The 24,801-nt window shown below is 75.4% G+C and carries 20 protein-coding genes; all 20 read right to left on the bottom strand.

What is annotated here, in order from left to right; translation table 11 throughout:
• Positions 1–117 precede the first annotated feature (117 nt).
• Entirely contained in the window at positions 118–2,331 is a 2,214-nt protein-coding gene (locus tag FJR00_RS01265) for a heavy metal translocating P-type ATPase (RefSeq protein ID WP_141337100.1), read from the bottom strand.
• Positions 2,332–2,458: 127 nt separating this feature from the next.
• Positions 2,459–2,704: a heavy-metal-associated domain-containing protein gene (locus FJR00_RS01260; protein ID WP_141337099.1), complete on the bottom strand. Its 246-nt coding sequence runs from the start codon at positions 2,702–2,704 to the stop codon at positions 2,459–2,461.
• Positions 2,705–2,734: 30 nt separating this feature from the next.
• The gene (locus tag FJR00_RS01255; RefSeq protein ID WP_075958211.1) at positions 2,735–3,016 is read right to left on the bottom strand and encodes a metal-sensitive transcriptional regulator; all 282 of its coding nucleotides are present in this window, start codon (positions 3,014–3,016) and stop codon (positions 2,735–2,737) included.
• A gap of 36 nt (positions 3,017–3,052) precedes the next feature.
• Entirely contained in the window at positions 3,053–3,451 is a 399-nt protein-coding gene (locus FJR00_RS01250) for a PPOX class F420-dependent oxidoreductase (RefSeq protein ID WP_141337098.1), read from the bottom strand.
• Entirely contained in the window at positions 3,448–4,047 is a 600-nt protein-coding gene (locus tag FJR00_RS16125; RefSeq protein WP_238330231.1) for a guanyl-specific ribonuclease, read from the bottom strand. The genes FJR00_RS01250 and FJR00_RS16125 overlap by 4 nt, the downstream gene beginning before the upstream one ends.
• Positions 4,044–4,460 (bottom strand): barstar family protein, encoded by a 417-nt coding sequence (locus FJR00_RS01240; RefSeq protein WP_141337097.1) that lies wholly within the window; start codon positions 4,458–4,460, stop codon positions 4,044–4,046. The genes FJR00_RS16125 and FJR00_RS01240 overlap by 4 nt, the downstream gene beginning before the upstream one ends.
• Positions 4,457–5,908 (bottom strand): adenylosuccinate lyase, encoded by a 1,452-nt coding sequence (gene purB / locus FJR00_RS01235; RefSeq protein WP_141337096.1) that lies wholly within the window; start codon positions 5,906–5,908, stop codon positions 4,457–4,459. Before purB ends, FJR00_RS01240 begins: the two co-directional genes overlap by 4 nt.
• A 77-nt stretch (positions 5,909–5,985) precedes the next feature.
• Positions 5,986–6,321 (bottom strand): LPXTG cell wall anchor domain-containing protein, encoded by a 336-nt coding sequence (locus tag FJR00_RS01230; RefSeq protein ID WP_141337095.1) that lies wholly within the window; start codon positions 6,319–6,321, stop codon positions 5,986–5,988.
• Positions 6,322–6,331: 10 nt separating this feature from the next.
• On the bottom strand, positions 6,332–9,751 hold the full coding sequence (cydD, locus tag FJR00_RS01225) for a thiol reductant ABC exporter subunit CydD (protein WP_181409434.1): 3,420 nt from the start codon (positions 9,749–9,751) through the stop codon (positions 6,332–6,334).
• Entirely contained in the window at positions 9,748–10,845 is a 1,098-nt protein-coding gene (gene cydB, locus FJR00_RS01220) for a cytochrome d ubiquinol oxidase subunit II (protein WP_141337093.1), read from the bottom strand. Before cydB ends, cydD begins: the two co-directional genes overlap by 4 nt.
• 27 nt (positions 10,846–10,872) lie before the next feature.
• On the bottom strand, positions 10,873–12,330 hold the full coding sequence (locus tag FJR00_RS01215; protein WP_141337092.1) for a cytochrome ubiquinol oxidase subunit I: 1,458 nt from the start codon (positions 12,328–12,330) through the stop codon (positions 10,873–10,875).
• 209 nt (positions 12,331–12,539) lie between these two features.
• Positions 12,540–13,499 (bottom strand): M56 family metallopeptidase, encoded by a 960-nt coding sequence (locus tag FJR00_RS16460; protein WP_141337091.1) that lies wholly within the window; start codon positions 13,497–13,499, stop codon positions 12,540–12,542.
• 4 nt (positions 13,500–13,503) lie between these two features.
• Positions 13,504–13,881 carry a BlaI/MecI/CopY family transcriptional regulator gene (locus tag FJR00_RS01205; RefSeq protein ID WP_141337090.1) on the bottom strand — a complete coding sequence of 126 codons (378 nt, stop codon included), beginning with the start codon at positions 13,879–13,881 and terminating at the stop codon, positions 13,504–13,506.
• 39 nt (positions 13,882–13,920) lie between these two features.
• Complete coding sequence (galE, locus tag FJR00_RS01200; RefSeq protein WP_141337089.1) at positions 13,921–14,946, bottom strand: UDP-glucose 4-epimerase GalE; 1,026 nt, start codon at positions 14,944–14,946, stop codon at positions 13,921–13,923.
• Positions 14,947–14,955: 9 nt separating this feature from the next.
• Positions 14,956–15,342: a DivIVA domain-containing protein gene (locus tag FJR00_RS01195; protein ID WP_141337088.1), complete on the bottom strand. Its 387-nt coding sequence runs from the start codon at positions 15,340–15,342 to the stop codon at positions 14,956–14,958.
• On the bottom strand, positions 15,339–16,088 hold the full coding sequence (locus FJR00_RS01190) for an ABC transporter ATP-binding protein (RefSeq protein WP_141337087.1): 750 nt from the start codon (positions 16,086–16,088) through the stop codon (positions 15,339–15,341). Before FJR00_RS01190 ends, FJR00_RS01195 begins: the two co-directional genes overlap by 4 nt.
• Complete coding sequence (locus tag FJR00_RS01185; RefSeq protein WP_141337086.1) at positions 16,085–17,032, bottom strand: ABC transporter ATP-binding protein; 948 nt, start codon at positions 17,030–17,032, stop codon at positions 16,085–16,087. The genes FJR00_RS01190 and FJR00_RS01185 overlap by 4 nt, the downstream gene beginning before the upstream one ends.
• Positions 17,029–19,812, bottom strand: coding sequence for an ABC transporter permease (locus tag FJR00_RS16455; protein WP_141337085.1), 2,784 nt, complete (start codon positions 19,810–19,812; stop codon positions 17,029–17,031). The genes FJR00_RS01185 and FJR00_RS16455 overlap by 4 nt, the downstream gene beginning before the upstream one ends.
• Complete coding sequence (locus tag FJR00_RS01175; RefSeq protein WP_141337084.1) at positions 19,809–23,423, bottom strand: FtsX-like permease family protein; 3,615 nt, start codon at positions 23,421–23,423, stop codon at positions 19,809–19,811. Before FJR00_RS01175 ends, FJR00_RS16455 begins: the two co-directional genes overlap by 4 nt.
• 42 nt (positions 23,424–23,465) lie before the next feature.
• Positions 23,466–24,782, bottom strand: coding sequence for a phenylacetate--CoA ligase PaaK (paaK, locus tag FJR00_RS01170; protein WP_141337083.1), 1,317 nt, complete (start codon positions 24,780–24,782; stop codon positions 23,466–23,468).
• Positions 24,783–24,801 lie beyond the last annotated feature (19 nt).

Raw genomic sequence — 24,801 nt, 5'->3', positions numbered from 1 at the left:
GCCCCGGAGGCTGCGAGACCCCCGAAACATGCGTGAGACCCCCGAAATATCGGGGGTCTCACGGCATTTTCGGGGGTCTGGCCCGGTGGGGCCGGGCCCTGGAGCCCAGCCGCGGGCTCAGTCCTTGCCGTACCCCCGCAGCCGCAGGCTGTTGAGGACCACCAGCACCGAGGACATCGCCATCGCGCCGCCGGCGATCATCGGCGTCAGCATGCCGAACGCGGCCAGCGGGATCGCCAGGGTGTTGTAGCCGAACGCCCAGAGCAGGTTCTCCTTGATGATCCGCAGCGTCTTGCGGGACAGGCCGATGGCGTCGGCGACCGCGTCGACGTCGGAGCGCATGAGCACGATGTCGGCGGACTCGGCCGCCACGTCGGTGCCCGACCCCATCGCCATGCCGAGGTCGGCCTGCGCGAGGGCTGCGGCGTCGTTGACACCGTCGCCGACCATCGCGACGACCCGGCCCCGCTCCTGCAGCGCCTTCACGTGGGCGAACTTGTCCTGCGGCAGCACGCCGGCGTCGACGTTGGCCTCGTCGATCCCGACCTCCCGGGCGATCGCGCGCGCAGTGTGCTCGTTGTCCCCGGTCAGCAGGTACGGCGTCAGGCCCTGCTCGCGCAGGCGCGCCACGGCGGCGGCGCTGGTCGGGCGCGGGGTGTCGGTCACCGTCAGGGCGGCCCGGGCGATGCCGTTCCAGCCGACGAGGACGGTCGTCCCGGTGCCGGCGTCGAGGGCGGCCCGCAGCTGGGCGGGCACCTCGGCGAACAGGTCCGCCTTGCCCACGGTGACCTCGGTGTCCTTGATGGTCGCGCGGGCGCCTTGGCCGGGCAGGTTGGTGAAGGCGGTCGTGGTGACCAGCTCCACCCCCCGGTCCCGGGCGGCGTCGACGATGGCTCGGGCGACGGGGTGCTCGCTGCCGGACTCGACGGCGGCGGCGGCCTTGAGCGCCGCCTCCTCGGCGAGCGACCCGGTGGTGACGATGTCCCCGAGGACCGGCTCTCCGGTGGTCAGCGTGCCGGTCTTGTCGAGCACGACGGTGTCCACCCGGCGGGTCGACTCCAGGATCTGCGGGCCCTTGATGAGGATCCCCATCTCCGCACCCCGGCCGGTGCCGGTGAGCAGCGCGGTCGGCGTGGCCAGCCCGAGCGCGCAGGGGCAGGCGATGATCAGCACGGCCACGGCCGGGGCCAGCGCGCCCGCGACGGAGCCGCCGACGACCAGCCAGACCAGGAAGGTCAGGGCCGCCAGGACGAGGACGACGGGGACGAAGACCGCCGAGATCCGGTCGGCCAGCCGCTGCACCGGCGCCTTGCCGGTCTGGGCCTGCTCGACCAGGTCTGTGATCCGGGCCAGGGTGGTCTCGGAGCCGACGCGCGTGGCCTCGACGACCAGCCGGCCGTGCCCGTTGACGGTGGCCCCGGTGACCTCGTCGCCGGTGGCGACCTCCACCGGCATCGACTCGCCGGTCACCATGCTGGCGTCGACCGTGCTGGCGCCGTCGACGACGCGGCCGTCGGTGGCGATCTTCTCGCCCGGGCGGACGACGAACCGCATCCCCTCGGTCAGCTCCTCGACCGGGATCCGCGACTCGGTCCAGGCGCCGCTGCCGGCCTCGTGCCGCAGCACCGCCACGTCCTTGGCCCCCAGCTCCATGAGCGAGGCCAGCGCCGAGCGCCCCTGCGCCTTGGCCCGGGCCTCGATGTAGCGGCCGATGAGCAGGAAGGCGGTGACGACCGCGACGACCTCGAAGTACAGGTCGTGCGTGAAGCCGGTGAACAGGGCCACGACGGACCACCCCATCGCGGCGGTGGTCCCCACCGAGACGAGGGTGTCCATCGTGGAGGACAGGTGTCGGGCGTTGATGGCGGCGGCGCGGTGGAAGGGGTAGGCCGCCCACAGGTAGACCGGCAGGGTCAGCACGAACTGCAGCCAGTGCCCGGTCGTGCCCAGCGCGTCCCGGACCGGCGGGACCATGTGCAGGACGGCCACGACGGCGGCCAGCACGCCGGCGGTGATCATCCGGGCCCGCAGGGAGTCCTTGCTGACGACGTCGTGCGTCATCGCGGGGGCCCGGCCGCCGCGCTCGTCCTCCAGCGGGGTCGCGCCGTAGCCGGTCTTCTCGACCGTCGCGACGATGTCGGCGACCGACAGCGCGGAGGGGAAGCTGATGCTGGCCTTCTCGGTGGCCAGGTTCACGCTGGCCTCGACCCCGTCGATCTTGTTCAGCTTGCGCTCGATGCGCGCCGAGCACGAGGCGCAGGTCATCCCGGTGATCGCCAGGTCGACGTGCTGGGCGTCGGTGTCGGTGGTGGGCTTCGTGCTGGTGCTCATGGCTCCTGCTCGGGGAGGGGTATGACGTGGTGCCGCCGGGTCGGTTGGGTGCGGTCGTCCCGGGAGGGCCCGGGCCGGTCGGCCGGACGCCCGGCGGCGGGCGTCCGGCCCAGGCCCACGGGTGGGCTCAGACGGAGGCGGTGTAGCCGGCCTCCTCGACGGCCGCGCGGGCCGCCGGGAGGTCGAGCGGACCGTCGGACTCGACGAAGACGTCGGTGTCGCCGCCCTTGACGAGGTCGTCGACCCGCACCTCGAGCACGCCGTCGACCTCCTTGAGCTCCTCGGTGACCGAGGCGACGCAGTGGCCGCAGGTCATCCCGGAGACGACGATCTTGGTGGTCTGGTTCTGGACGGGGGTGTCGGGGCTGGTCATGGGGCTGCTCCTTCGTCGGTGGGGGATGGGTCAGCTGCGCACGAGCCGGGCGATCGCCTCGGAGGCCTCGCGGACCTTGGCCTGCCCGGCCTCGTCGGACTCCTTGGCCGCGTCGACGACGCAGTGGCCGATGTGGTCCTCCAGCAGGCCGAGGCTGACGGCCTGGAGGGCCTTGGTCACCGCGCTCACCTGGGTGAGCACGTCGATGCAGTAGGTGTCCTCCTCGACCATACGGGCGATGCCCCGGACCTGTCCCTCGATGCGGCGCAGCCGCTTGAGGTAGTCGTCCTTCGATCCGGTGTATCCGTGCACGACCATGACAACAGCATACCCCTCTGGGGTATTCCGTCAGGACGTCAGCAGCGACCGGGAGCCGAGCAGGCGTTGCGGCGTCAGCCGGATCACCACCCGCCGCGGGTTGACCCGCGGCGGCCGGTAGCGGACGGCGTAGAGCTCCTCCGCCAGGGCCACGGCCCCGGGGTCGCGCTCGACGACGGCCCTGCCGGCGATGCTCAGCCAGCGACGCCCGTCGACCTGGGCCACGGTGGCGCGCGGGTCCCGCTCGACGTTGCGCACCTTCTGGCTCCCGTCGCTGGTGATGACCCGCACCACGCCGTCCGAGCAGGTGAAGCCGACGGCGACGACGTGGATCAGGCCCCCGGGGCCGACGGTGGACAGCGTCGCCAGGTGCCGCTCGGCGAGGAAGGCAGCACCCGGCTCGCCCAGCCCGTCCAGGGCGGAGGTCACGGCGCGAACTCGCAGAAACTCTCGTAGTGGTCGTCGGTGTAGTACCAGACCTCCGGATCGGTGGTACCGCCGCCGGCGACGATCCGGCGGGCGCCGCGGTGGTCCAGGCCGGGGGTCTCCACGGTGTACTCGCGGTAGTAGCCGCGGGACTCCTCGGGCAGGTAGCCCTCGTAGTTGCCGAACGTCGACCCGTCCTTGCCGGGGTAGTCGAAGGGGCCGCCGGCCTCGACGTCGTCGGCCACCTCGTCCAGCTCGACGGGCAGCTCGTCGTCCCGGCACGCGTCGATGCCGTCCCAGTCGCGGGTGTCCACCCCGCGCGGCTCCTCCCCGCCCGTGCCGTCGGTGGACCCGCCCTCGGCGTCCGGGTCGAACGGCGCGAAGCCGTCGTCCGCCGCGGTGTCGTCCGGCGCCTCAGGCGTGGGGTCCTCGACCGGGTCCTCGGCGGGGTCCGCGTCCTGGGCCTGCGCCGTGGGGCTGGGGCGGGGGGCGTCGGCCCCGGGGTCCTCCCCGGCCCCGCCCTGGCCGAGCATCAGCCAGACGAGCAGCAGGACGACGAGCACGAGCAGCACGGCCGCCACCGGCCGGCTCAGCCTCATCGGTCCCCTCCGGCGTCCCGGCCCGCGCCGTCCTCGGAGGCGGCGTCCCCCTCGGCCGGGGGCCGCCCGATCCGCGCCTCGCCGAACGCCACCACCGTCAGGTCGTCGGCGTCGTCGAGGATCTCCCCGAGGATCCACCAGCCGCGCCCGTCCGCGCAGGCCAGGCGTTCGGCGTCCTTCCACAGCAGGGCCACCATCCGACCGTCCCAGATCTGCGGCAGGTCACGAAGGGTGTCGACCATCGCGTCCAGGTTGCGCTCCGCCGGGGACGGCAGCCCCAGGGCCGCGGCCAGCTCCGCCTGGGCCCCCCGCAGGTCGGCGTGCACGGGCGTGGTCGCCTCGACCACGGCATACCCCGCGTCGGCCAGGTGGGTGCGCACCCCCTCGAGCCGTTCGGCGGGGACGAGGATCATGCCTGCCCCAGGTGGTCGACGAGGTCGGCGGCGATCCCGGTGTAACCGGCCGGGGTGAGCGCGACGAGCCGCTCCTCCTCCTCGGACGGCAGCCCCAGCCCCCGGACGAACTCCACGAGCTCGGCCTGGCCGATCCGCCGTCCCCGGGTCAGCTCCTTGAGCCGCTCGTAGGGGTTGGTCATCCCCTCGACGCCGCGCGCCGCGAGCGCCCGCATGACCGACTGGACCGGCTCGGCGAGCACCTCCCAGTTGGCGTCGAGGTCGCGGGCCATCGCCTCGGGCACCGCGTCCAGGCCGGCGAGCCCGCGGGAGACGTTGTCGAGCGCGAGCAGGCCATGGCCCAGCGCCGTGCCGATGTTGCGCTGCATCGAGGAGTCGGTGAGGTCGCGCTGCAGCCGGCTGGTCACCAGCGTGGTCGCGAGCACGTCGAGCAGGGCGTTGGACACCTCGAGGTTGGCCTCGGCGTTCTCGAACCGGATCGGGTTGACCTTGTGCGGCATCGTGCTGGACCCGACGGTGCCCTGGCCGCGGACCTGGGCGAAGTAGCCCATCGAGATGTAGGTCCACACGTCGGTCGCCAGGTTGTGCAGGATCCGGTGGAACCGGGCCACGTCGGCGTAGAGCTCGGCCTGCCAGTCGTGGCTCTCGATCTGGGTGGTCAGCGGGTTCCAGGTCAGCCCCAGGTGCTCGACGAAGGAACGGCTGACCTGCTGCCAGTCGGCGCCGGGCACCGCCACGACGTGGGCTCCGTAGGTGCCGGTGGCCCCGTTGAGCTTGCCCAGGTATGCCGCTCCCTCGACCCGGCGCAGCTGGCGCCGCAGCCGCCAGGCCAGGACCGCCAGCTCCTTGCCCATCGTCGTGGGGGTGGCCGGCTGGCCGTGGGTGTGGGCCAGCAGGGGGACGTCGGCCAGGTCGCGGGCCATCGTGGACAGCTGGTCGACGAGCGCCGTCGCGCGCGGCAGCCAGACCTGGGTGACCGCGCCCTGGACCATCAGGGCGTAGGAGGTGTTGTTGACGTCCTCGCTGGTGCAGGCGAAGTGGACCAGCTCGCCGAGGGCGTCGGCCCGGGAGGTGTCGTCGCCGTCGGTGCGGGCCAGGACCTGGGTGAGGCGTCGGCGCAGGAAGTACTCGACGGCCTTGACGTCGTGGACGGTCTCGGCCTCGATGGCGCGCAGCTCCTCGATCGCGGCGGCGTCGAAGTCGGTGACGACGGCGCGCAGGGCGGCCTGCTCCTCCGCGCTCAGCGACGGGGCGCCGGGGACGACCTGGTGCCCGACGAGGTGGAGCAGCCACTCGACCTCGACGTGCAGCCGGGCCCGGTTGAGCGCGGCCTCGGAGAGGTGGTCGACCAGCGGCGCGACCGCGCCGCGGTAGCGGCCGTCGAGGGCCCCCAGCGCGATGGGCGGGCTCAGCTGGGACAGGGGCGTGCGGGCGGCGGGCAGCGGCATGGGCCCATCTTCTCAGCCCGGCGGGGGAGCGGTGCCGCGGCCCGGGTGGTGACGGGGGTGTTCGTCGGGCCGGTCGGTCAGTGCCTGGCGTCCGGGTCGATGTCGTCGGCGCGCAGGTAGTCGTCGGTCACCCGGTCCCGGTGCTCGCGGGCCACCCGCGTGGCCTCGTCCGCCTCGGCCTGCAGCCGCTGCGCGCGCTGCTCGGCGTCCTGGGCCTTCTCCCGCAGCTCGCGGGCGCGGTCCTCGGCGCCGGCCACGTAGGTCTCCCCGCCCTGGGCCCGCTCGCGCAGGTGGGAGGCCTCGGTGCGGGCCTCCTCCTGCTTCTTGCGACGGGCGATGAAGAACCACGCCAGGAGCGCGGCCAGGACCACCAGCCCCAGGACGATCCACCAGATCGGGTCGATGTCGGACATGCCGCTCACGCTAGTGGACCGGACGGGCCCCGTCCTGCGCAGCGACGAGGGCGCGGGCCGAGCCGGGCGTGACCTGCGGCCAGTCGCGGGCCGGTCCGACCGGGCGGTGGCTCACCGAGACGACCGTCGTCGTGGCCCCGACCTGCCCGTCCAGGCCGGCGAGGGCGCGCTCGGCGGTGGCGTCGTCCAGGTGGGCGGTCGGCTCGTCGAGCAGCACGAGCGGACGGTCGGCCAGCACGGCCCGGGCCATCGACAGCCGGGCGCGCTCGCCGCCGGAGAGCCCGGTCAGCGGGGTGTCCAGGCCGTCCGGCAGGGTGGCGAACCAGTGCCCCAGGTCGACCGTGCGCAGCGCCCGCACCATCTCCTCGTCGTCGGCTCCGGGCGCCGCCAGGGCGAGGTTGGCCCGGACGCTGCCGGCGAAGGCGTGCGGCTCGTCGTCGACGAGCGCGATGCGCGAGCGCGCCTGGGCCAGGTCGAGGTCCAGCACGTCGATCCCGGCCGTCGTGGCCCGGCCCGCCGTCGGGTCGAGGTGGCGGGCCAGCACCGCCAGCGCGGTCGACTTCCCCGTGCCGTTGGGGCCGGTCAGGCTCACCCGCGCCCCCGCGGGCAGGTCGAGGTCGGTCGGCAGCAGGTCCGGCGGCACGTCGGCACGCCCGACGTCGGCACGCCCGGCGTCCGTCGGCCAGCTCGCGGCCACCCCGTCCCAGCGCACGTCCGACGGCGCACCGGCCGGCAGTCGTCGCCGGCCCGCACCGGCGACCGCGGGCTCCTGGCCCAGCACCCGGTCCAGCCGCGCCGCCGCGGCCCGCGCCCTGGCCCGGGCACCGGCCACGTCCGCCAGGCCCACCCACGCGTCGGCCAGCGCCATCGGGACCAGGGCGACGAGCGCCGCGTAGGGCCCGCTGAGCGCCCCGGCGGCCAGCGCGTCGGCCACGAGCACGGCGACCAGCGCGGTGGTCCCGGCGACGACCAGCCAGAGCAGGGCCACCGTCGTCCCCCGGGCGGCGGCCAGCCTGCTCTCGGCCCGGAGCTGGTCCTGCTCGCCGTCCACGACGGGCGCCAGGAGGCGGGTCCGGTCGGCGTGCAGCCCGGTCGTGGCCTGCACCTGCAGCAGCCGGGTCACGAGGGCGGTCACGGTGTGCCGCACCCGGCCCCGCGCGGCGACGACGGTCCCCTGCGCGGCCCGCTCGGCGGCATACCCGGCGGCGCCGACCCCCAGCGCGAGGAGCCCGCCGAGGGCCACCACCAGCCCGGCGGACGGCAGGTGCCACGCCGCGACGACGGCGCCCACGACGGTCGCGATGCCGGTCGACCAGGCCGGCACCGTCACCCGGACCTGCTCGTCGACGACGTCGTCCAGGTCGCGCACGACCGCGGTGAGCAGCTCCCCCCGGCTGCGCCGCCCGAGCCGGGCGGGGGTCAGCGGCACGAGCCGCGCGAACACCGCGGCGCGGCGGTCGGCCAGGTCGGCCAGGGCCACGTCGTGCGACACGACCCGCTCGGCGTAGCGCAGCACGGGCCGCGCCAGCCCGAACGCCCGCACGCCCACGATGGCGACCATGAGGGTGAGCACGACCGGCTGCGTCGAGGCCTGCACGATGAGCCACCCGGACGTGGCCGTCAGCGCCACCCCGGCACCCACCGACAGGCCGCCGAGGACGCACGCGGCGGCCAGGCCGGCCCGTCCGCGGAGCGCACCGAGGAGGGGTGTGCCCTCGTCGCGTCCCCGCGCCGCGTCCGACCGGGCGGGACCTCCGGCCGGCGGCACCGCCGCGGCCGGGTCGTCGAGGGGCACGGGCTCCAGGTGCCAGCGGTCGTCCGCCAGGGCGGCCAGGTCGGGGTCGTGGGTGACCGCGACGACCCGGCGGCGGGCGGCGAGGTCGAGCACCGCCCGGTGGAGGAGGGGCACGGAGCCGGCGGCGACGTTGGCGGTCGGCTCGTCGAGGAGGACGAGGGGCGCGTCGGACAGCAGCGCCCGCGCCAGGGCCAGCCGGGCGCGCTGGCCGGCGGAGAGGCCGAAGCCGTCCTCGCCGAGGTCGGTCTCCAGGCCGTCGCGGGCCGCGAGGTCGTCCCAGAGCCCGACCCGGCGGAGGGCGTCGACGAGGGTGGCGTCGGAGCCGTCGGTCGGCGCCACGAGCAGCAGGTTGTCGCGCACGGTGCCCGGCAGCAGGACCGGCCGCTGGCTCGCCAGGAAGGCGCGGGGGGCGACGACCGAGCCCGCGGCGGGGACGCGCAGGCCGGCCAGCAGCTCCAGCACGGTCGTCTTGCCGGCGCCCGAGGGCCCGGTGAGCACGGTCAGGCCGGGCGAGGCCGGGGTGGTCAGCTCGACGTCCACGAGCGTGCGGCTGCGGCCGCGGTGGGCGTAGGACAGCGCGTGCAGCCCGACGTGGTCGACCGGGCCGAGCGCCGGCGGGCTCCCTGCCGGCGCGGCGGCGACGTCCGGCGCGTCGTCGACGTCCAGCACGCCGTCGGCGGCCAGCTCGGCCAGGGCGGTCGCGCCGTCGGCGGCGCTGTGGAACTCGGCGCCGACCCGGCGGACCGGCCAGTACGCCTCCGGCGCGAGCAGGATGGCGACCAGGCCCACGGTGAGGTCCATCGCGCCGTAGGCCAGCCGCAGCCCGACCGCGACGGCGACCAGCGCGACCGAGATGGTGGCCAGCAGCTCCAGGGCGGCGGTCGACAGGAACGCGGTCCGCAGCGTGGCGGTCGTGGCCGCCCGGTGCCGCTCGCCGACCTCCCGCACCACGCCGACCTGGTGGTCGGCCCGGCCGTAGGCCACCAGCGTCGGCAGCCCCCGGACCACGTCGAGGAAGTGGCCGCCGAGCAGCGCCATCGCGCCCCAGCGCCGCTCGGTCTGCTCCTGGGTGTGCCGGCCCACGAGCGCGGCGAAGACCGGCAGCAGGGGCAGGGTGAGGACCACGATGAGCGCGCTCCACACGTCCACGACGGCCAGGACGAGCACGGTCAGCGCCGGCACGACCGCGGCGGTGACCAGCGCCGGCAGGTAGCGGGCGACGTAGGGCTCGAGGGCCGTCACCCCGTCGGTGGCCCGCGTCAGCGCCACGTCCGTCGGCGGGCGCTCCTCCTCGGGGCGGGCCGACCAGCGTCGGAGCACGGCGAGGCGCACCTGGCCGGACACCCGCTGCCCGGCCCGGCGCGCGGCATACTCCCCGGCCCCGCCCAGCAGACCGCGCAGGGCCAGCAGCCCCACCAGCCCGGCGAGGACCGGGCCGACCGGGCCGTCGCCGACCACCTGCGCGACGAGCAGCGCCAGCACGACCGCCTGCGCGACCGCGGCGACGCCGCCGAGCACGCCGAGGACCGACAGCACCGCCACCGGTCCGCGCGTGGCGGGCAGCGCCTCCAGCAGGCGGGGGTCGAAGGGGCCGGTCCGGGCGGACCGGCCCCGGGGGTGGCGGCGGCCGCTCACCGCTCCCCGGCGAGCGCCGCCCGGGTCTCCTCGGTCGCGGCGGCGGGGTGCACGTCGGTCGGGATGTGGTGGCCCGAGATCCGCTTGCGGAAGGTCCAGTAGGTCCACGACTGGTAGAGCAGCACGATGGGGGTGAAGATCACCGCGACGACGGTCATGATGCCCAGGGTCTTCTGGCTGGAGGAGGCGTTCTCCACCGTCAGCGACCAGGCCGGGTCGAGGCTGGAGGGCATGACGTCGGGGAACAGCGCGAGGAACAGCGAGACCGTCGCCAGCGCGATCGCGCCGAAGGTCCCGGCGAAGGCCCACCCCTCCCGGCCCCGCCAGGCCATGACCAGCGCGCCCACGAAGGCCGCCGCCGCCAGCCCCGCGGCCGTCCAGGACACCAGGTCGCCGGTGCGGGCGTGCACCAGGCCCAGCCAGACCACCGCGAGGGCGGCGGAGACGACGCCGACCTTCAGGCCCAGGGCGCGGGCGTCGTGGCGCAGCCGGCCGTCGGTCTTCAGCGCCACGAAGAGGGCGCCGTGGGTGACGAAGAGGGTCAGCGTCACCAGGCCGCCGAGCAGGGCGAGCGGGTTGAGCAGGTTGAAGAAGCCGCCGACGTACTCCATGTCCTGGTCGATCGGCACGCCGACGACGATGTTGGTGAACGCCACGCCCCACAGCAGCGCCGGCAGGAACGAGCCGACGACGATCATCGCGTCCATCCGGGCGCGCCAGGTCCGCGAGTCGACCTTGCCGCGGTACTCCAGGCCGATCCCGCGCACGATGAGCGCGACGAGGATGAGCAGCAGCGGCAGGTAGAAGCCAGAGAACAGGGTGGCGTACCAGTGCGGGAAGGCCGCGAAGGTCGCGCCGCCGGCGGTGAGCAGCCACACCTCGTTGCCGTCCCAGAACGGGCCGATCGAGGACAGCATCTGCCGGCGCCGGGTCTCCCCGGTGTGCCGGACCGCGTCGGTGTCGGTGCCGGCGTCGGTCTCGTCCCGGCCGAGGACCGGCAGCAGGGTGCCGACGCCGTAGTCGAAGCCCTCGAGGACGAAGTAGCCGACCCACAGCACGGCGATGAGGATGAACCAGACGGTGGTGAGTTCCATGATCCGTTTCCTTGGTATGCCGTGTGCTCAGTAGGAGAAGACGTAGGCGTCGTCGTCGGAGCGGTCCTGCGGGTCGTAGGACGCGTCCTCGGGGACCTCCTCGGCGCCGGCCCGGCCGTAGCGCAGGATCAGGGCGACCTCCACGACCGCCAGCGCGCCGTAGAGCAGGGTGAAGACGACCATCGAGGTGAGCACCTCCCCTGTCGTGGTGCCGGGGGAGACGCCGGTCTGGGTGGTCATCAGGCCCATGACCAGCCACGGCTGACGGCCCATCTCGGTGAAGATCCAGCCGAAGCTGTTGGCCAGCAGCGGCATGAAGAGCACCAGCGCCCCGGCCCAGCCCCACCAGCGGGAGGTCAGCCGGTCCTCCTCGCCGTCGCGGCCGCGCAGCCGCCACAGCACCGCGGCGCCGACCGCCATCCCGGCGAAGCCCAGGCCCATCATCAGCCGGAAGGACCAGTAGGTCACCGGGATGAGCGGGCGGTAGTCCTCGACCTCGGTCAGCTCGCTGCCGGCGTAGGTCTGCTCGTAGCGCTCCTGGATGTGGTCGATGCCCTCGACCGCGCCCTCCAGCGACCCGGTGGCCAGGTAGGACAGCAGCTTGGGCACGGTGACCGCCCAGACCTCCTCGGTCCCGTCGAGCGTGCCGACGGTGATGATCGAGAAGGGTGCGCCCTCGCCCTCGGGGACGTCCTCGTAGAGGCCCTCGGCGGCGGCCATCTTCATCGGCTGCACCTCGGTCATGATCTTGCCCTGGACGTCGCCGGTGCCGACGACGGCGACGCCGGCGATCAGCAGGGCCCAGGCACCCAGACGTGCGGCCTTGCGGTACATCGGCAGGTCGCCGCCGGGGGTCTGGCGGCGCCACAGGTGCCACAGCGCGAAGGCCAGGACGAACGCGGCGCCGGTCATGTAGGCCGCGGCGACCACGTGCGGGAAGGTCACCAGCTGCACCGGGTTGGTCATCACGGCCAGGAAGTCGGTCAGCTCGGCGCGGCCGGTGTCGGGGTTGATCCAGTAGCCGACCGGGTTCTGCATGAACGAGTTGGCCGCGAGGATGAAGTAGGCCGACAGCACGGTCCCGACGTGCACCAGCCACATGAACGAGGCGTGCAGCTTCTCCGGGATCCGGCCCCAGCCGAAGATCCACAGGCCCAGGAAGGTCGACTCGAGGAAGAACGCCAGCAGCGCCTCGATCGCCAGCGGTGCCCCGAAGATGTCGCCGACGAAGCGGGAGTAGTCCGACCAGTTCATTCCGAACTGGAACTCCTGGACGATGCCGGTGACCAGGCCCAGCGCGAAGTTGATCGTGAACAGCTTGCCGAAGAACTTGGTCAGCCGCAGCCACTGCGGGTTGCGGGTGCGCATCCACTGCGTCTGCATGATCGCCACGAGCAGGCTCAGCCCGATCGTGATCGGCACGAAGAAGAAGTGGTAGACGGTGGTGATCCCGAACTGCCACCGTGCAAGGTCCAGTGCGTCCATGAGCTCTTCCTGACGGACCGGCGCCCCCCGGGGCGCGGCGTGCGGACGGCCCGCCGTGGGTGCGGGCGCGTACTACCTATGGTCGTACGCTACTCCGCCGCCGGGGCACCGACCGGCAATTTAGAGGAACTGTGACGCACCCGACACCGTGGGGTCGCTCACACGCCAGGGTGAGGGGCGCCGGTCGCCGCGGCGTGCCTGCGGGCGGCTCAGCCGAGGAGCGCGACGGCAGCCAGCACCGGCGGCAGCAGCACCACCACGAGCGAGGTGACGACGAGGCCGGCGCGCAGGCCGCGCGGCCGGGGAGGGGCCGCCAAGGCCCGCACCCGGACCGCGACCTGCCCGGACCCGGCGGCCGGGCCCGGGTCGACGAGGTATGCCGTGCCCGCCCCGGCGCCGAGGGGCTCGCCCGCGCGCCCGGCGGTGTCCCCCGTCGGCACCGCCATCGCCACGAGGGCACGGGCCAACGTCGTGGGGCCGCTGCGCGCGGCGGCGGTCCGGTCGGCCAGCATCTCGGCCAGCAGGTGCACCTCGCCGAGCGCCCGGTCGGCGCGGATCCGGGCGGGCACGGCCTCGTGCAGCACGGTGAACAGCTCCAGGAGCAGGTCGTGCCGCTGGGTCAGGTGGGCGTGCTCGTGGGAGAGCACCGCGCCCAGCTGGTCCTCGTCGAGCCGGTCGACCGCGGCGCTGCTCAGCACGATCCGGTCGTGCCGGCCGGGCAGGCAGTAGGCCGTCGGGCTGGCGTGCGCGATGACGGCGACCGGGTGGTCGCTCGCCGGGCGGTCGGCCCGGTCGGGCCGGTCCGGGGCCCCCGGCTCGTCGGCGAGGCGCTCGCCGACGAGGTCGACGAGCTCGCGGTGGCGTGCCCGGCGGCGGCGCAGGTCGGTGCCGACGCGGTGGCCCGACCAGAGCAGCCGGGCGAGCATGAGGCCGGAGAGGGCGACGGCCGCGGTCAGCAGCCAGGGCCGGTCGGTGGGCAGGACGAGCGCGGCGACGGGGGCGGCCAGCAGCGCGCTGGCGACCCCGGCCAGGCTGACCGCCTGCCAGAGCAGCAGGGCCGGGCCGGGAGCGGCGCGCAGCCCCGTGCGCCCGGCCAGCAGGTGGGGGGCCACGAGGGTGAGCAGGAGCGCGCCGACGATCAGCGCCGAGGTGAGGACGACCCCCGTCACGACGTCAGGTGTGGCGGCGCTCGACCTCGGCGAGAGCGGCCCGCAGGTCGTCCAGCTCGGCCGGCGAGGCGTCGTCGAGGAAGTGCATCATCGCCAGCCTGCGGTCGGCCTGGACGTTCTCGAGGGTCGAGCGCAGGGCGGTGGCGGCCAGCGCCTCACGGGTGGAGGCGGCGGTGTAGCGCCAGGCGCGACCGTCCCGGGTGCGCTGCGCCAGGCCCTTCTTGGCGAGCCGGTCCAGGACGGTCATGATCGTCGTGTAGGCCAGCTCCTTGGTCCCCTCCATGCGGTCCATGACGTCGCGGACGGTGAGCTGGGGGCCGTGGGTCCACAGCGTGTCCATGACGACTCGCTCCAGATCTCCGAGGGCTGCGTTGCGGGGCATGGGGGCAAGTCTACGACGAGTTGTCGCTGCCGGCCCAGTTCAGGCCGGCTCCTGCGGGTAGCCCTCCGGGTTGGCCTGCTGCCACCGCCAGGTGTCGGCGCACATGTCGGCGACCGTGCGCGTCGCCCGCCACCCCAGCTCCCGCTCGGCCAGCGACGGGTCGGCGTAGGAGGAGGCGACGTCCCCCGGGCGCCGGGCGACGACCTCGTAGGGGACCGGCCGGCCGCTGGCCTCCTCGAACGCGCGGACCAGCTCCAGCACCGAGGTGCCGTGGCCGGTGCCCAGGTTCCACACCGACAGCGGCCGGTCGTGGGCGGCGATGCGCTCGAGCGCGGCGACGTGCCCGGCGGCCAGGTCCTCGACGTGGATGTAGTCGCGCACCCCCGTCCCGTCCACCGTGTCGTAGTCGTCGCCGAAGACGGACAGCCGCCCGCGCCGGCCCACCGCGACCTGCGCGACGTAGGGCATGAGGTTGTTCGGCACGTCGGCGGGGTCCTCGCCGATCCGTCCCGAGGGATGGGCCCCGACCGGGTTGAAGTAGCGCAGCAGGGCCACCCGCAGCCCGGGGTGGGCGGCGACGGCGTCCCGGAGGATCTGCTCGTTCATCACCTTGGTCCACCCGTAGGGGTTGGTCGCCGACGTCGGCAGGTCCTCGGTCATCGGCACGGGCGCCTCCGCGCCGTAGACGGTGGCCGAGGAGGAGAACACCAGGTGGGGTATGCCGTGGCGCACCATCGCCGCGGCCACGGCGATCGTGGCCCCGAGGTTGTTGCGGTAGTAGTCCAGCGGCCGCGCCACGGACTCGCCGACCGCCTTGAAGGCGGCGAAGTGCACGACCGCCTCGAAGCCGGCCCCGTCGACGAGCCGGTCCAGCTCCCGCTCGTCGGTCACGTCGAGCCGGTGCACCTCCACGGGGCGGCCGGCCAGCTCGGCGAGCCGGTCGACGACGGCCGGGCGCGCGTTGGAGAAGTCGTCCACGACGACCACGTCGTGGCCCGCCGAGAGCAGGTGCAGGACCGTGTGGGAGCCGATGTAGCCGGCTCCGCCGGTGACCAGGACGCGCATGGGGCCACCCTATGCGGGTGCGTCGTCCCCGGGTCGTTCGTCGCCCAGGTGGCGGTGTTCGGACCCGGGCTCCGGGGTGGCCTGCTGGCCGACCGCCTCGGCGAGCGCGTCGAGGTACTCGTCGACCGACCGCTCGTCGTAGCCCCTGCGCAGCCCGCCGGTCCCGCGGAACCGGGCCTCGGCGATGACGGGGGCCTGCGCACCGGCCCGCACCGCGTCGAAGACGTCCCCGATGAGGGCGTCCACCTGGTCGGTGTCGTAGCCCGGCCGCACCCGTGTGGTCGGGAAGTCCGAGGGCGTGGGCAGCCCGTCCTCGTGCACCCCGGGCGGGACCGGGGCCGTCGGGCGCTCGTCGGAGGGAAGCGGCTGCAGGTCGCCGGGGTCGTCGGTGCTCATCCTCCGATGGTGCCACCCTCGCGCCCTGCCCGCCCGCCGTCCCCGGCCGGCCGGCCGTCGGTCCGGCGGCCGTCGTGCAGGTCCACGACCTGGTCGGCCCGTTCCATGAGGGCGGCGTCGTGGGTGGAGACCACGCTGGCGATGCCGCGGGCGTGGGTGAGCTCGACGAGCAGGTCCATGATCGTCGCGGCGGTGTCTGAGTCCAGCTGGCCCGTCGGCTCGTCGGCCACGAGGATGTCGGGGGCGCCGACGAGCGCCCGGGCGATCCCGACCCGCTGCTGCTGCCCGCCGGAGAGCTCGTAGGGCCGCTGCCTGGCGTGCCTGGCCAGCCCGACCATCTCGAGGGCCTCGGCGACCCGGGCCGAGCGCTCGCCGGCGGGCACCGCGCGCAGGCGCAGGGGCACCTCGACGTTCTCCTCGGCGGAGAGCACCGGCACCAGGCCGAAGCTCTGGAAGACGTAGCCGATCCGCTCGCGACGGACCGCCAGGACCTCCTTCTCCGGCAGCTCGGACAGCACCCGGCCGTCGTCGAGGACGACCTGCCCGTTGCTGGGCCGGTCCAGCCCGCCGAGGAGGTTGAGCAGCGTCGTCTTGCCCGAGCCGGACGGGCCGCGCACGACGGTGAGCCGGCCGGCCGGCACGTCGAGGTCGACCCCGGCCAGCGCGTGCACCTGCGTCGGCCCGGAGCCGAAGGTGCGGTGCAGGTCCCTCGCCGAGAGGACCACGGAGCCGCCGCCGTCCCTCATCGCCGCTCCTCCCCGTCGGTGCCGGGCGGCTCCTCGTCGGCCCCGAGCGCGTCGTCCCCGGTGCCGTGCGTCTCGTCGTCGGGCCAGACCTGCACGTGGCTGCTCTCCTTCTCGATCCGCACCCGGTCCCGCAGACCGAGCTCGTCGACGTGGGCCCGGGGCAGCTGGATGCGGCCGGCCCGGTCGATGACGGTGTACTCCCGGGCCACCGTCCGCTCGACGCCGTCGGCGTCGACGACCGTCTGGCGCAGCACCTCGGTGGAGGTGCGGCCGTCCCGGATCTGGACCGTGCGCCGGACGTGGTCGGAGACCGTCGGGTCGTGGGTGACGACCAGCACCGTGGTGCCCAGCTCCTCGGCCGCCGAGCGCATCGCCCCCAGCACCTGCTCGGAGGCGGCGTCGTCCAGCTCGCCGGTCGGCTCGTCGGCGAGCAGCACCGAGGGCGCGTTGGCCAGGGCGGTGGCGATCGCGACCCGCTGCTGCTGGCCGCCCGAGAGCTGGGCCGGGCGCCGGTCCGCGCAGTCGGCCACGCCGAGCAGGTCCAGCAGCTCGGCGGCCCGGGCGCCGCGCCCGCCGCGGCCGCTGATGACCATGGGCAGGGCCACGTTGTCCGCGGCGGTGAGGAAGGGCAGCAGGTTGCGCGAGGTCTGCTGCCACACGAAGCCGACGACGGAGCGCTGGTAGTCCACCCGCTGGGCCCGGCTCATCGCCATCAGGTCGACCCCGGCGACCCGGGCGCGCCCGCCGGTGGGCCGGTCCAGCCCCGAGAGGATGTTGAGCAGGGTCGACTTGCCCGACCCGGAGGCCCCGACGAGGGCGACGACGTCACCGGGGTCGACGACGAGGTTCAGCCCCTGCAGGGCCTGCACCTCCACGCCCTCGGTGGAGTAGATGCGCACGAGGTCCTCGCACCAGATGTCGGGGCGTGCGGTCGTGGTGTTCATGAGTCCTCCCCGACGCGCAGGGCCTGCGCGAGGTTGGTGCGCCCGGCGAGCCAGGCGCTGACGGTGACGGCGGTCAGGACGGTCAGGGCGACGGCGGCCAGCACGGCGCCGACGACGAGCGGGTCGACGGCCAGGGGCGGCTGCGACCGGCCCCCGGTCAGCCCGGTGAGGTCGACGGCGCGGACCAGCACCCAGGGCACGACCAGGCCGAGGACGGCGCCGACGACGAGCGAGGTGGCCAGCACCGGGCCCAGCTCCCACGCGGCCAGCGCCCGGGTCTGCCCGGGACGCAGGCCCAGGGTGCGCAGGACGGCCAGCAGCCGGGAGCGCGCCGCGGTCCCCATGAGCTGGACCACGACGACGGCGAGCACGGTGAGCAGCCCGGTCAGCACGGTGGCGCCGACGAAGGCGCGGGTGAGCCCGGTCGTCACGGGGGCCGAGGTGAAGGAGTCCAGCTCCTCCTGCACCGTCGTCACGACGCCGGTCCCGACCAGGTCCTGCACCGCGTCCGCGACCGCGCCGGGGTCCGCCCCCTCGGTGGTCGAGACCAGCGCCGACCGGGCCGTGGGCAGCCGGCGCCCGAGCTCGGCCCAGCGGTCGGCGTCCATGAGCGCCCAGCTGCCGGGGGTCTGCACGCCGGGCAGCTCGGCCAGGTGCCCGACGACCTGGACCTGCCCGTCCGCGCCCCCGAGGGTGGCCGGGCCCACCTGCGCGGGCGCGTCGCCCCCGGTGACGAGGGGGATGGCGCCCTCGTCGGCATACAGCTGCGGCGGCGGACCGGGGGCGGGTGAGCCGGCACCGAGCACCTGCTCCAGGGCGGGGTCCGCGACGAGGATCCGCAGGGGCGTGCGCTCCCCGTCGACGAAGAGCTCCTGGGTGGTGCCGATGTCGGCGACCCGGGCGACCGCCGCCACCCCGTCGAGCCCGGCCAGCTGCCCGACGAGCTCGTCGGTCAGCACCGGGCCGTTGACGCGGACGGCGGCCCCGTTGGCCTGCCAGGCGGCGGCCTCGGCCCCGCGCGTCACCGTCGTCAGCAGCACCGCGCTGACCAGGGCGATGGTGGTCCCCAGGACGACGGCCAGGGTCGGGACCAACCCTCCGGCGGGGTCGCGCAGGGCGCGGGCCGCGCCGAGGAAGGGGGTCAGGCTCCGGCGGCCGCGCAGCACCCGCGTCAGGGCCGCCAGCGGGACCGGGTAGAGCCGCAGCGCCACGACGCAGGCGGCCAGCGCCAGCAGCACCGGGGTGGCGGCCGCGAGCAGGTCGACGCCGGAGGTCCCCGGGTCGTCACCCCGCGAGCCGCGGTCCAGCAGCCGCCAGGTGGCCAGCCCGGCCAGGGCGACGACGGCGGCCTCCACGACCCACCGCCACCGCGAGCTGCTGCGGCGCGAGAGGTCGCGCCGCGTCTGCAGGAGGGAGGCGTCGTCGACGGACGCGGCCAGCGCGACCGCCGGGGCGGCCGCCACCGCCGCCGTGACGAGCCACTCCTGCCAGCCCGCACCCCCGGGCAGGAGCACCCGGGCCAGGACGTGGCCGAGCACGGCCGCCGGCACCCCGACGGCCAGGCCCTCGACGACCGCCAGCCGGCGCAGCTGGCGGGGGCTGGCGCCCCGGGCCAGCACGAGAGCCACCGACGGGCGGCGTCGCTGGACCACCAGCCGGGCGGCGAGCCCGACCACGGCCAGCGCGACCCCGAGGGGCCCGGCGGCGACCACCGCCAGGAGCGAGGACGTCGCCCGCTGCTGGCGGACCACCTGGTCGAGGGTGTCGGTCAGCTCGGTGGCGAACGCCGGTGTCTGGTCGGCCTCGATCGGTCCGAGCGCGGGGTCGCCGGACTCCACGAGCGTGTGCTGCTGGGCGAGCATCCCGGTCAGCTGTCGGCGGACCAGACCCACGTCGACGCCCGTCCCGGACGCCGCGTCCGGGTCGACGGGGAACCACAGCTCGTGCCGGACCGCGGTGGGCTGGCCCAGGTAGCCGCGGCTGCCGGGGTCCACGAACGCGGTCACCAGCGCGGCCTGCCCACGGTTGGGGTCGAAGAGCACCCCCATCCGGACGCCGTTGTCGACGTGCTGCCACCGCGGGTCGTCCGGCTCCAGCGGCCGGTAGGTCCCGGCGACCACCAGCGGGCCGACCCGGTCACCGACCTCCCACAGCAGCTCCTCGGCGGCCTCCTCGAGCACGACCACCGGGACGCCGTCGCCGGCGTCCCCCTCGCCGGGCGCCCCGTCCGGACCCACGACCCGTCCACCCTCCGCCCCGGCCTCCCCGGACGCGTCGGCCTCAGGCCCGCCCCACGGGCCGGGCAGCGTGCCGTCGACGATCTCCACGTGCTCGGCCAGGTGCGGGTCCGCGTGGACCGCGACCTCCGCGCCGTAGTAGCCGCTGTCCTCGTCCGGGACGTGCTCCACCGCGGTGGTGGCGCGGGCGTACATCTGCGCCTCCTGCAGCAGCGACCGCAGCGGCTCGGGCTGGCCGGCCCGGACCTTCGCCGCCCCCTCCTCGAAGGGGACCCACGGGTCGACCCCCGGCGGTGCCGGCACCTCGACCGTGGTGCTCCACCGGCCGGTGACGTCCCGCTGCAGGGCGGACAGGCCGCCGACGTCCTGGGCGAGCTGACGGTCGTTGACGTCCTGCAGGGCGCGCGGCACCGCGGTGAGGAGCACGGAGACCACCGCCACCAGCAGGGCCAGCCCCACGGAGACCCACGGGTCCGCGGCGAACTGCCGCCACGCCATACCTGCTCCGGTATGCCGTCGCGCCCCGCGGTGACGTCCGCTCACCGGATTTCCTCCCGGTAGTCGGTTTCCAGGGCCTGCCGGCGCACCCGGGTCGCCTGGGCGAGCACCACGGCGGCGACGGCGATCGCGCCGGTGAGCAGGATGACTACCCACGGGACGGCCTCCAGGTGCAGGGGGGCCGCCAGCGTCACCTGGTCGACGGCGGTCGTGGACCGGGCCAGCTCGGGCACCACGGCCCGGGCGACGAGCAGGCCCGCGACCAGGCCGAGGGCGACCGCGGCGGCCACGATGCCGCCGAGCTCGAGCGTCCGGGAGCGGGCCTGGGCGACGGGCGGCATGCCGAGCGCCCGCAGCACCGCCACCTCGGGACGGCGAGACGCGAGCAGGGTCGCCGCGACTGCGCCGATGCCGGTGGCCGCCAGCAGGACCGCCCCGGCCGAGGCCACCCAGAAGACCCGGCGGGCGGCGCCGGTCGCGTCGGTGACCAGGGCTGCCCCGGAGGCGGGCCCGGTGACGGAGACCACGTCGTCCCGGCCGGCGAGCGTCTCGACGACGGTCGCCTCCTGACCGGGGACGGTCGCGGCCCACAGCTGCGTGGGGAACGGCAGCCCGCGGTCGTCGGCGGCCAGTGCGCGGAGCAGGCCGTCCCGGTCGAGCAGGGCGGCCCGGGGTGCGAGGGTGCCGGGGACCGCCGGCACCAGGGTGGTGACCGTGACCGGTACGTCGGTCCCGAAGGCCTCCACCAGGGCCTCGTCGCCGACCTCGAGGTTGGCGGCGCGGGCGGCCTCGGGGGTGAGGGCGACCGGGACCGGTTCGACGGTGACGTCGGGGCTGGCGGCCGGGTCCGGCGGGGCGAACGGACCCTCGGCCGGGGGAGGGCGGTAGCTGCGGCCGGGGCCCACGACGACCGTCTGCTCGGGCCAGTTGCTGCGGGCCACCCCGTGCAGCGTCCAGGTCTCCCCCGACGTGTCGAGGGACGCGGGCACGAAGACCGCGTCGTCGAGGACCCAGACGGCGCCGGTGGCCGGGTCCACCCGCGTCTCCACGAGGTCGCGGCCCTCGGACTCCGCCTCGGCGGCGAGCCGGTCGGCGTCCTCCTGCGCGGCCTGCGTCACGTCCGGCGGGGCCAGCTGCTCGGCACCCCAGCCCTCGGTGGCCGGGCCGAGCACGGGGTCGCCGTCACCGGTGGACAGGGACAGACGGGCGGCGACCTCCGCCGGCACCGGCTCCCACCGGTCCCCCGGCGTGAGGGGCGCCTCGATCCGGACGTCCAGGAGCACCTGGGTGCTGCCCTCCGGGAGGGTGAAGGTCACCGTGCCGGTGCCACCACCGGGCTCGACCTCGGCCTCGGTGTAGGCGCGGCCCTCCTGCGGCGTGACCACCGGCCTGTCGACGGGAACCGTGGGTCCGTCCACGACGTCCAGCGTCCCGGTGGTGGGGTCGAGGAGGGTCAGCGACACCGTCCAGGGCACCGTCCGGTCGTCGGCGGCGGCCCGGAGCTGCTCGTCGACCACCTGCCGGGCCATGGAGCGGGCCTCGTCCTCGGGGAGCGGTTCGCCGCCGTGGGCCCCGTCGACGTAGTTCTGCACGTCCTGCTCGTACCGCTCCTGGAGGGTGTGCAGGAACTCGTCCTCGACGGTGAGCTCGACTGTCAGGGCCGCCTCGAGGGTGGTCGCGCCACCGGGGAGGGGAACCCCGTCCGCGGTCGGCCCGTCCGTCGTGAGGGCCTCGACCGGCACGAGCGGGTGGGTGGTGGCGCCCGTCGCGTCGTCCCCGGCCTGTCCGTCGGCGCGCGTCGACGTGCCGGCCAGCCCGGGTCCGGTCGCCACGGCCGCGAGGTCGACGACGGGGGAGACGGTGAGCGCCACCTGCGCGTCGCCCAGCCGGGCACCCTCGTCGAGCCACACGGGCGTGGACCGCACGACGCCGGGTGCGCCGCGCAGGGACGGCGGGGGAGGGGCCACCACGCCCGGCTCCACGGTGGCCGGGGGCTCCTCCGGCACGACCCGGACGGGGGCGCCCTGGGCCACCGAGCGCAGGTCGTCCCGCAGCTGGGCCGAGGTGCCGGCGTAGAGGCCGGACAGGGTGGTCGCCCCGACCGCGAGGACGGTCAGGACCGCGGGCACGGCGTAGACCGGCAGCCGGCGGGAGACCTGGGCCGCGGCCAGGTGGCCGGTGGCGCCCCGGCCCGGCCGGGTGAGCGCCTCGACCAGGCGCCCGGCCGGGCCCAGCAGGGCCATCGCCACGACGGCCGCGGCGGCCAGGAGCAGCGCGGGCGCCGCGCCCGCGACCAGGTCGGTGCCCAGCGAGCCGTCCTCCCGGGTCACCAGCGGCGAGCCGTGCCGTCGCAGCTGCCACCAGGCCACGCCCGCCCCGCCGAGGACCAGCACCACGGTGGCCAGCGCCGTCGCGGCGCGGGTGCGCCCAGACACGTCGGCCCGGCCCCCAGCGGTGAGCCGGCGCACCTGGAACCCTGCGACGGCGACGAGGACGGCGAGGACCGCGGCGCCGGTGAGCAGCGCGACCCGCACCACCGTGGGCCACTGGCCGTCCCCGGCGGGGACGGCCTGCAGGACGGCCCAGGCCGTCCCGCCGCCGAGGGCGGTGCCGGCCAGCGCGACGACGGCGGACTCCGCCACCGTGCTGCCCAGCACCTGGGCGCCGGTGGCGCCCCGGGCCAGCAGCAGCTGGTGCTGCGTCTCCCGGGTGGTCGCCAGGAGGCGGGCCAGCTGGACCACGGACAGCATCGTCACGAGGACGAGCACCGAGAGCGGGACCACCCCCAGTGCGCGGGCCGTGGCCAGGTTGGTCGCGGCCGTCCCGGCGGTGGGGGCCAGGTCGCCGTCGACGGTCACGCCGCGGACGTCCACCTCCGGCGTCTTCATCGACGACCGCAGGCTGCCCGCCGCGGAGGCGAGGTGGGCCAGGTCGTCCGGCTGGATCCTGGTGGCGTCAGGCTGGACGGTCCACCGGACGAAGGGGGCGTCCACGACGCGGACCACGCCGTCCGGCGGCACGACCAGCGGGCCGCGGTCGGTGCCGTCCCGACCGGCCGCCACGAGCGGGTCGCCGAACCAGAAGGCGTCGTCGGCGGCGACCGGGCGCCAGAGGCCGGTCACCTCGACGTCGGCGCCGCCGACGACGAGGGTGTCCCCGACCCGCACGCCCCAGGTCTCGGCCGCCGCGGCGTGCAGCATGCCCTGGACCGGCTCGGCGCCGGGGGAGGGCCAGGTGCCCTCGACCACCTCGACCCGCTCCGCCACCTCGGGGTCCTCCGGGGTGAGCGAGACGCTGGCGAGGACGACGAGCCTTCCCTCCAGGCCGTCCTCCCCGAGCCGGACCGGCCGGGGCTCACTGACCACCGTGCGCTGGACGCTGACCGGTGCGGGGGAGAACGCCTCGTCGACCAGGCGTCGGGCCGCGGCGTCCTGGGCCTGTGGGTCCTGCGCCTGCCGGGTCTGCACCCGGATCCCCGCCTCCTGCGGCACGGCCCCTGTCAGCGAGGCCCGGGCGGCGGTCGTCGCGGCGGCCCCGGAGTAGCCGACCGTGCCGGCGAGGATCGCGGTGGTGGCGGTGACGAGCACGAGCAGGGTCAGCAGCAGCCCGGTGGACGCGCGGGCGCGCCGGATCGCCCACCCCCACCACGTCGTCATGGGCCGAACCCTAGTTGCAGCGACCGACGCAGCGGCCGCGGGTCAGCCCTTCTCCCGCAGGTCCACGATCCGGCGCGCCTTGCCGACCGACCGCTCGATGCCGCCCTCGGCCAGCACGACCACCTGGGCGCTGGTGCCGATCCGCGACTTGATCTGGTGGCCCAGCTCGCGCGCGATCGAGGCCCGACGCGCCTCGTCCAGCCCCGGGGCGCCCTCGACGTTGACCGTCAGCTGGTCCATCCGGCCCGGTCGGGAGAGCACGCACTGGAAGTGGGGCGTCAGCCCCTCGGTGGCCAGCACCAGCTCCTCGATCTGGGTGGGGAAGACGTTGACGCCGCGCACGATCATCAGGTCGTCGCTGCGTCCGGTGATCTTGGCCATCCGCCGCATGGACGGCCGGGCCGTGCCGGGCAGCAGCCGGGTCAGGTCGCGGGTGCGGTAGCGCAGCACCGGCATCGCCTCCCGGGTCAGCGCGGTGAGCACCAGCTCGCCCTCCTCCCCGTCGGGCACCGGCTCGTCGGTCAGCGGGTCGACGACCTCGGGGTAGAAGTGGTCCTCCCACAGCGTGAGGCCGTCCTTGGTCTCGACGCACTCCTGCGCCACGCCGGGGCCCATCATCTCCGAGAGCCCGAAGATGTCGGTCGCGTGCATACCGCAGGTCTGCTCGATCTCGGCGCGCATCGCCTCGGTCCACGGCTCGGCGCCGAAGACGCCGATCTGCAGCGACGTCTCGGCGGGGTCGAGCCCCAGCTCCTTGACGTGGTCGATGAGGGCCAGGAAGTAGGACGGCGTGACCATGATGACGTCGGGCCGGAAGTCGCGGATCAGCTGGATCTGCTTCTCGGTCTGCCCGCCGCTCATCGGCACGACGGTGCACCCGAGCCGCTCGGCGCCGTAGTGGGCGCCCAGCCCGCCGGTGAACAGCCCGTAGCCGTAGGCCACGTGGACCAGGTGGCCCGGGCGCACCCCGGCGGCGCGCAGCGACCTCGCCACGAGCCCGGCCCAGGTGTCGATGTCCTGCCGCGTGTAGCCCACGACCGTGGGCCGCCCGGTGGTCCCTGAGCTGGCGTGCAGCCGCACGCACTGCTCGCGGGGGACCGCCAGCATCCCGAACGGATAGTTGTCCCGCAGGTCCGCCTTGGTCGTGAAGGGCAGCAGCCGGACGTCCTCGAGGCTGCGGACGTCGTCGGGGTGGACGCCGCGCTCCTCCAGCTGCCGCCGGTAGTGCGGCACCCCCTCGTACGCCCGCCGCACGCAGCCCTGCAGCCGCTCCAGCTGCGCGGCGCGCAGCTGGTCCACCGACCAGGTCTCGGCCTCGTCGTGCAGGTCCGGTCGGGGGTCGATCGTCGGCAGCGTCATACCTCACCTCTTCGTCGGG

The organism is Ornithinimicrobium kibberense (assembly GCF_006519705.1).
Lineage (GTDB): Bacteria > Actinomycetota > Actinomycetes > Actinomycetales > Dermatophilaceae > Ornithinicoccus > Ornithinicoccus kibberensis.
This window is presented reverse-complemented; position numbering and strand designations above follow the sequence as displayed.

What these genes read in the sequence shown, in the direction of transcription:
- paaK (WP_141337083.1), bottom strand. Translation starts at nt 24,782, where the DNA reads ATGACGCTGCCGACGATCGACCCCCGACCGGACCTGCACGACGAGGCC.
- FJR00_RS01185 (WP_141337086.1), bottom strand. Translation starts at nt 17,032, where the DNA reads ATGAACACCACGACCGCACGCCCCGACATCTGGTGCGAGGACCTCGTG.
- purB (WP_141337096.1), bottom strand. Translation starts at nt 5,908, where the DNA reads ATGCCGCTGCCCGCCGCCCGCACGCCCCTGTCCCAGCTGAGCCCGCCC.
- FJR00_RS01215 (WP_141337092.1), bottom strand. Translation starts at nt 12,330, where the DNA reads ATGGACGCACTGGACCTTGCACGGTGGCAGTTCGGGATCACCACCGTC.
- cydB (WP_141337093.1), bottom strand. Translation starts at nt 10,845, where the DNA reads ATGGAACTCACCACCGTCTGGTTCATCCTCATCGCCGTGCTGTGGGTC.
- FJR00_RS01175 (WP_141337084.1), bottom strand. Translation starts at nt 23,423, where the DNA reads ATGACGACGTGGTGGGGGTGGGCGATCCGGCGCGCCCGCGCGTCCACC.
- FJR00_RS01195 (WP_141337088.1), bottom strand. Translation starts at nt 15,342, where the DNA reads ATGAGCACCGACGACCCCGGCGACCTGCAGCCGCTTCCCTCCGACGAG.
- FJR00_RS01260 (WP_141337099.1), bottom strand. Translation starts at nt 2,704, where the DNA reads ATGACCAGCCCCGACACCCCCGTCCAGAACCAGACCACCAAGATCGTC.
- FJR00_RS01190 (WP_141337087.1), bottom strand. Translation starts at nt 16,088, where the DNA reads ATGAGGGACGGCGGCGGCTCCGTGGTCCTCTCGGCGAGGGACCTGCAC.
- FJR00_RS16125 (WP_238330231.1), bottom strand. Translation starts at nt 4,047, where the DNA reads ATGAGGCTGAGCCGGCCGGTGGCGGCCGTGCTGCTCGTGCTCGTCGTC.
- FJR00_RS01240 (WP_141337097.1), bottom strand. Translation starts at nt 4,460, where the DNA reads ATGATCCTCGTCCCCGCCGAACGGCTCGAGGGGGTGCGCACCCACCTG.
- FJR00_RS01265 (WP_141337100.1), bottom strand. Translation starts at nt 2,331, where the DNA reads ATGAGCACCAGCACGAAGCCCACCACCGACACCGACGCCCAGCACGTC.
- galE (WP_141337089.1), bottom strand. Translation starts at nt 14,946, where the DNA reads ATGCGCGTCCTGGTCACCGGCGGAGCCGGCTACATCGGCTCCCACACG.
- FJR00_RS01205 (WP_141337090.1), bottom strand. Translation starts at nt 13,881, where the DNA reads ATGCCCCGCAACGCAGCCCTCGGAGATCTGGAGCGAGTCGTCATGGAC.
- FJR00_RS01230 (WP_141337095.1), bottom strand. Translation starts at nt 6,321, where the DNA reads ATGTCCGACATCGACCCGATCTGGTGGATCGTCCTGGGGCTGGTGGTC.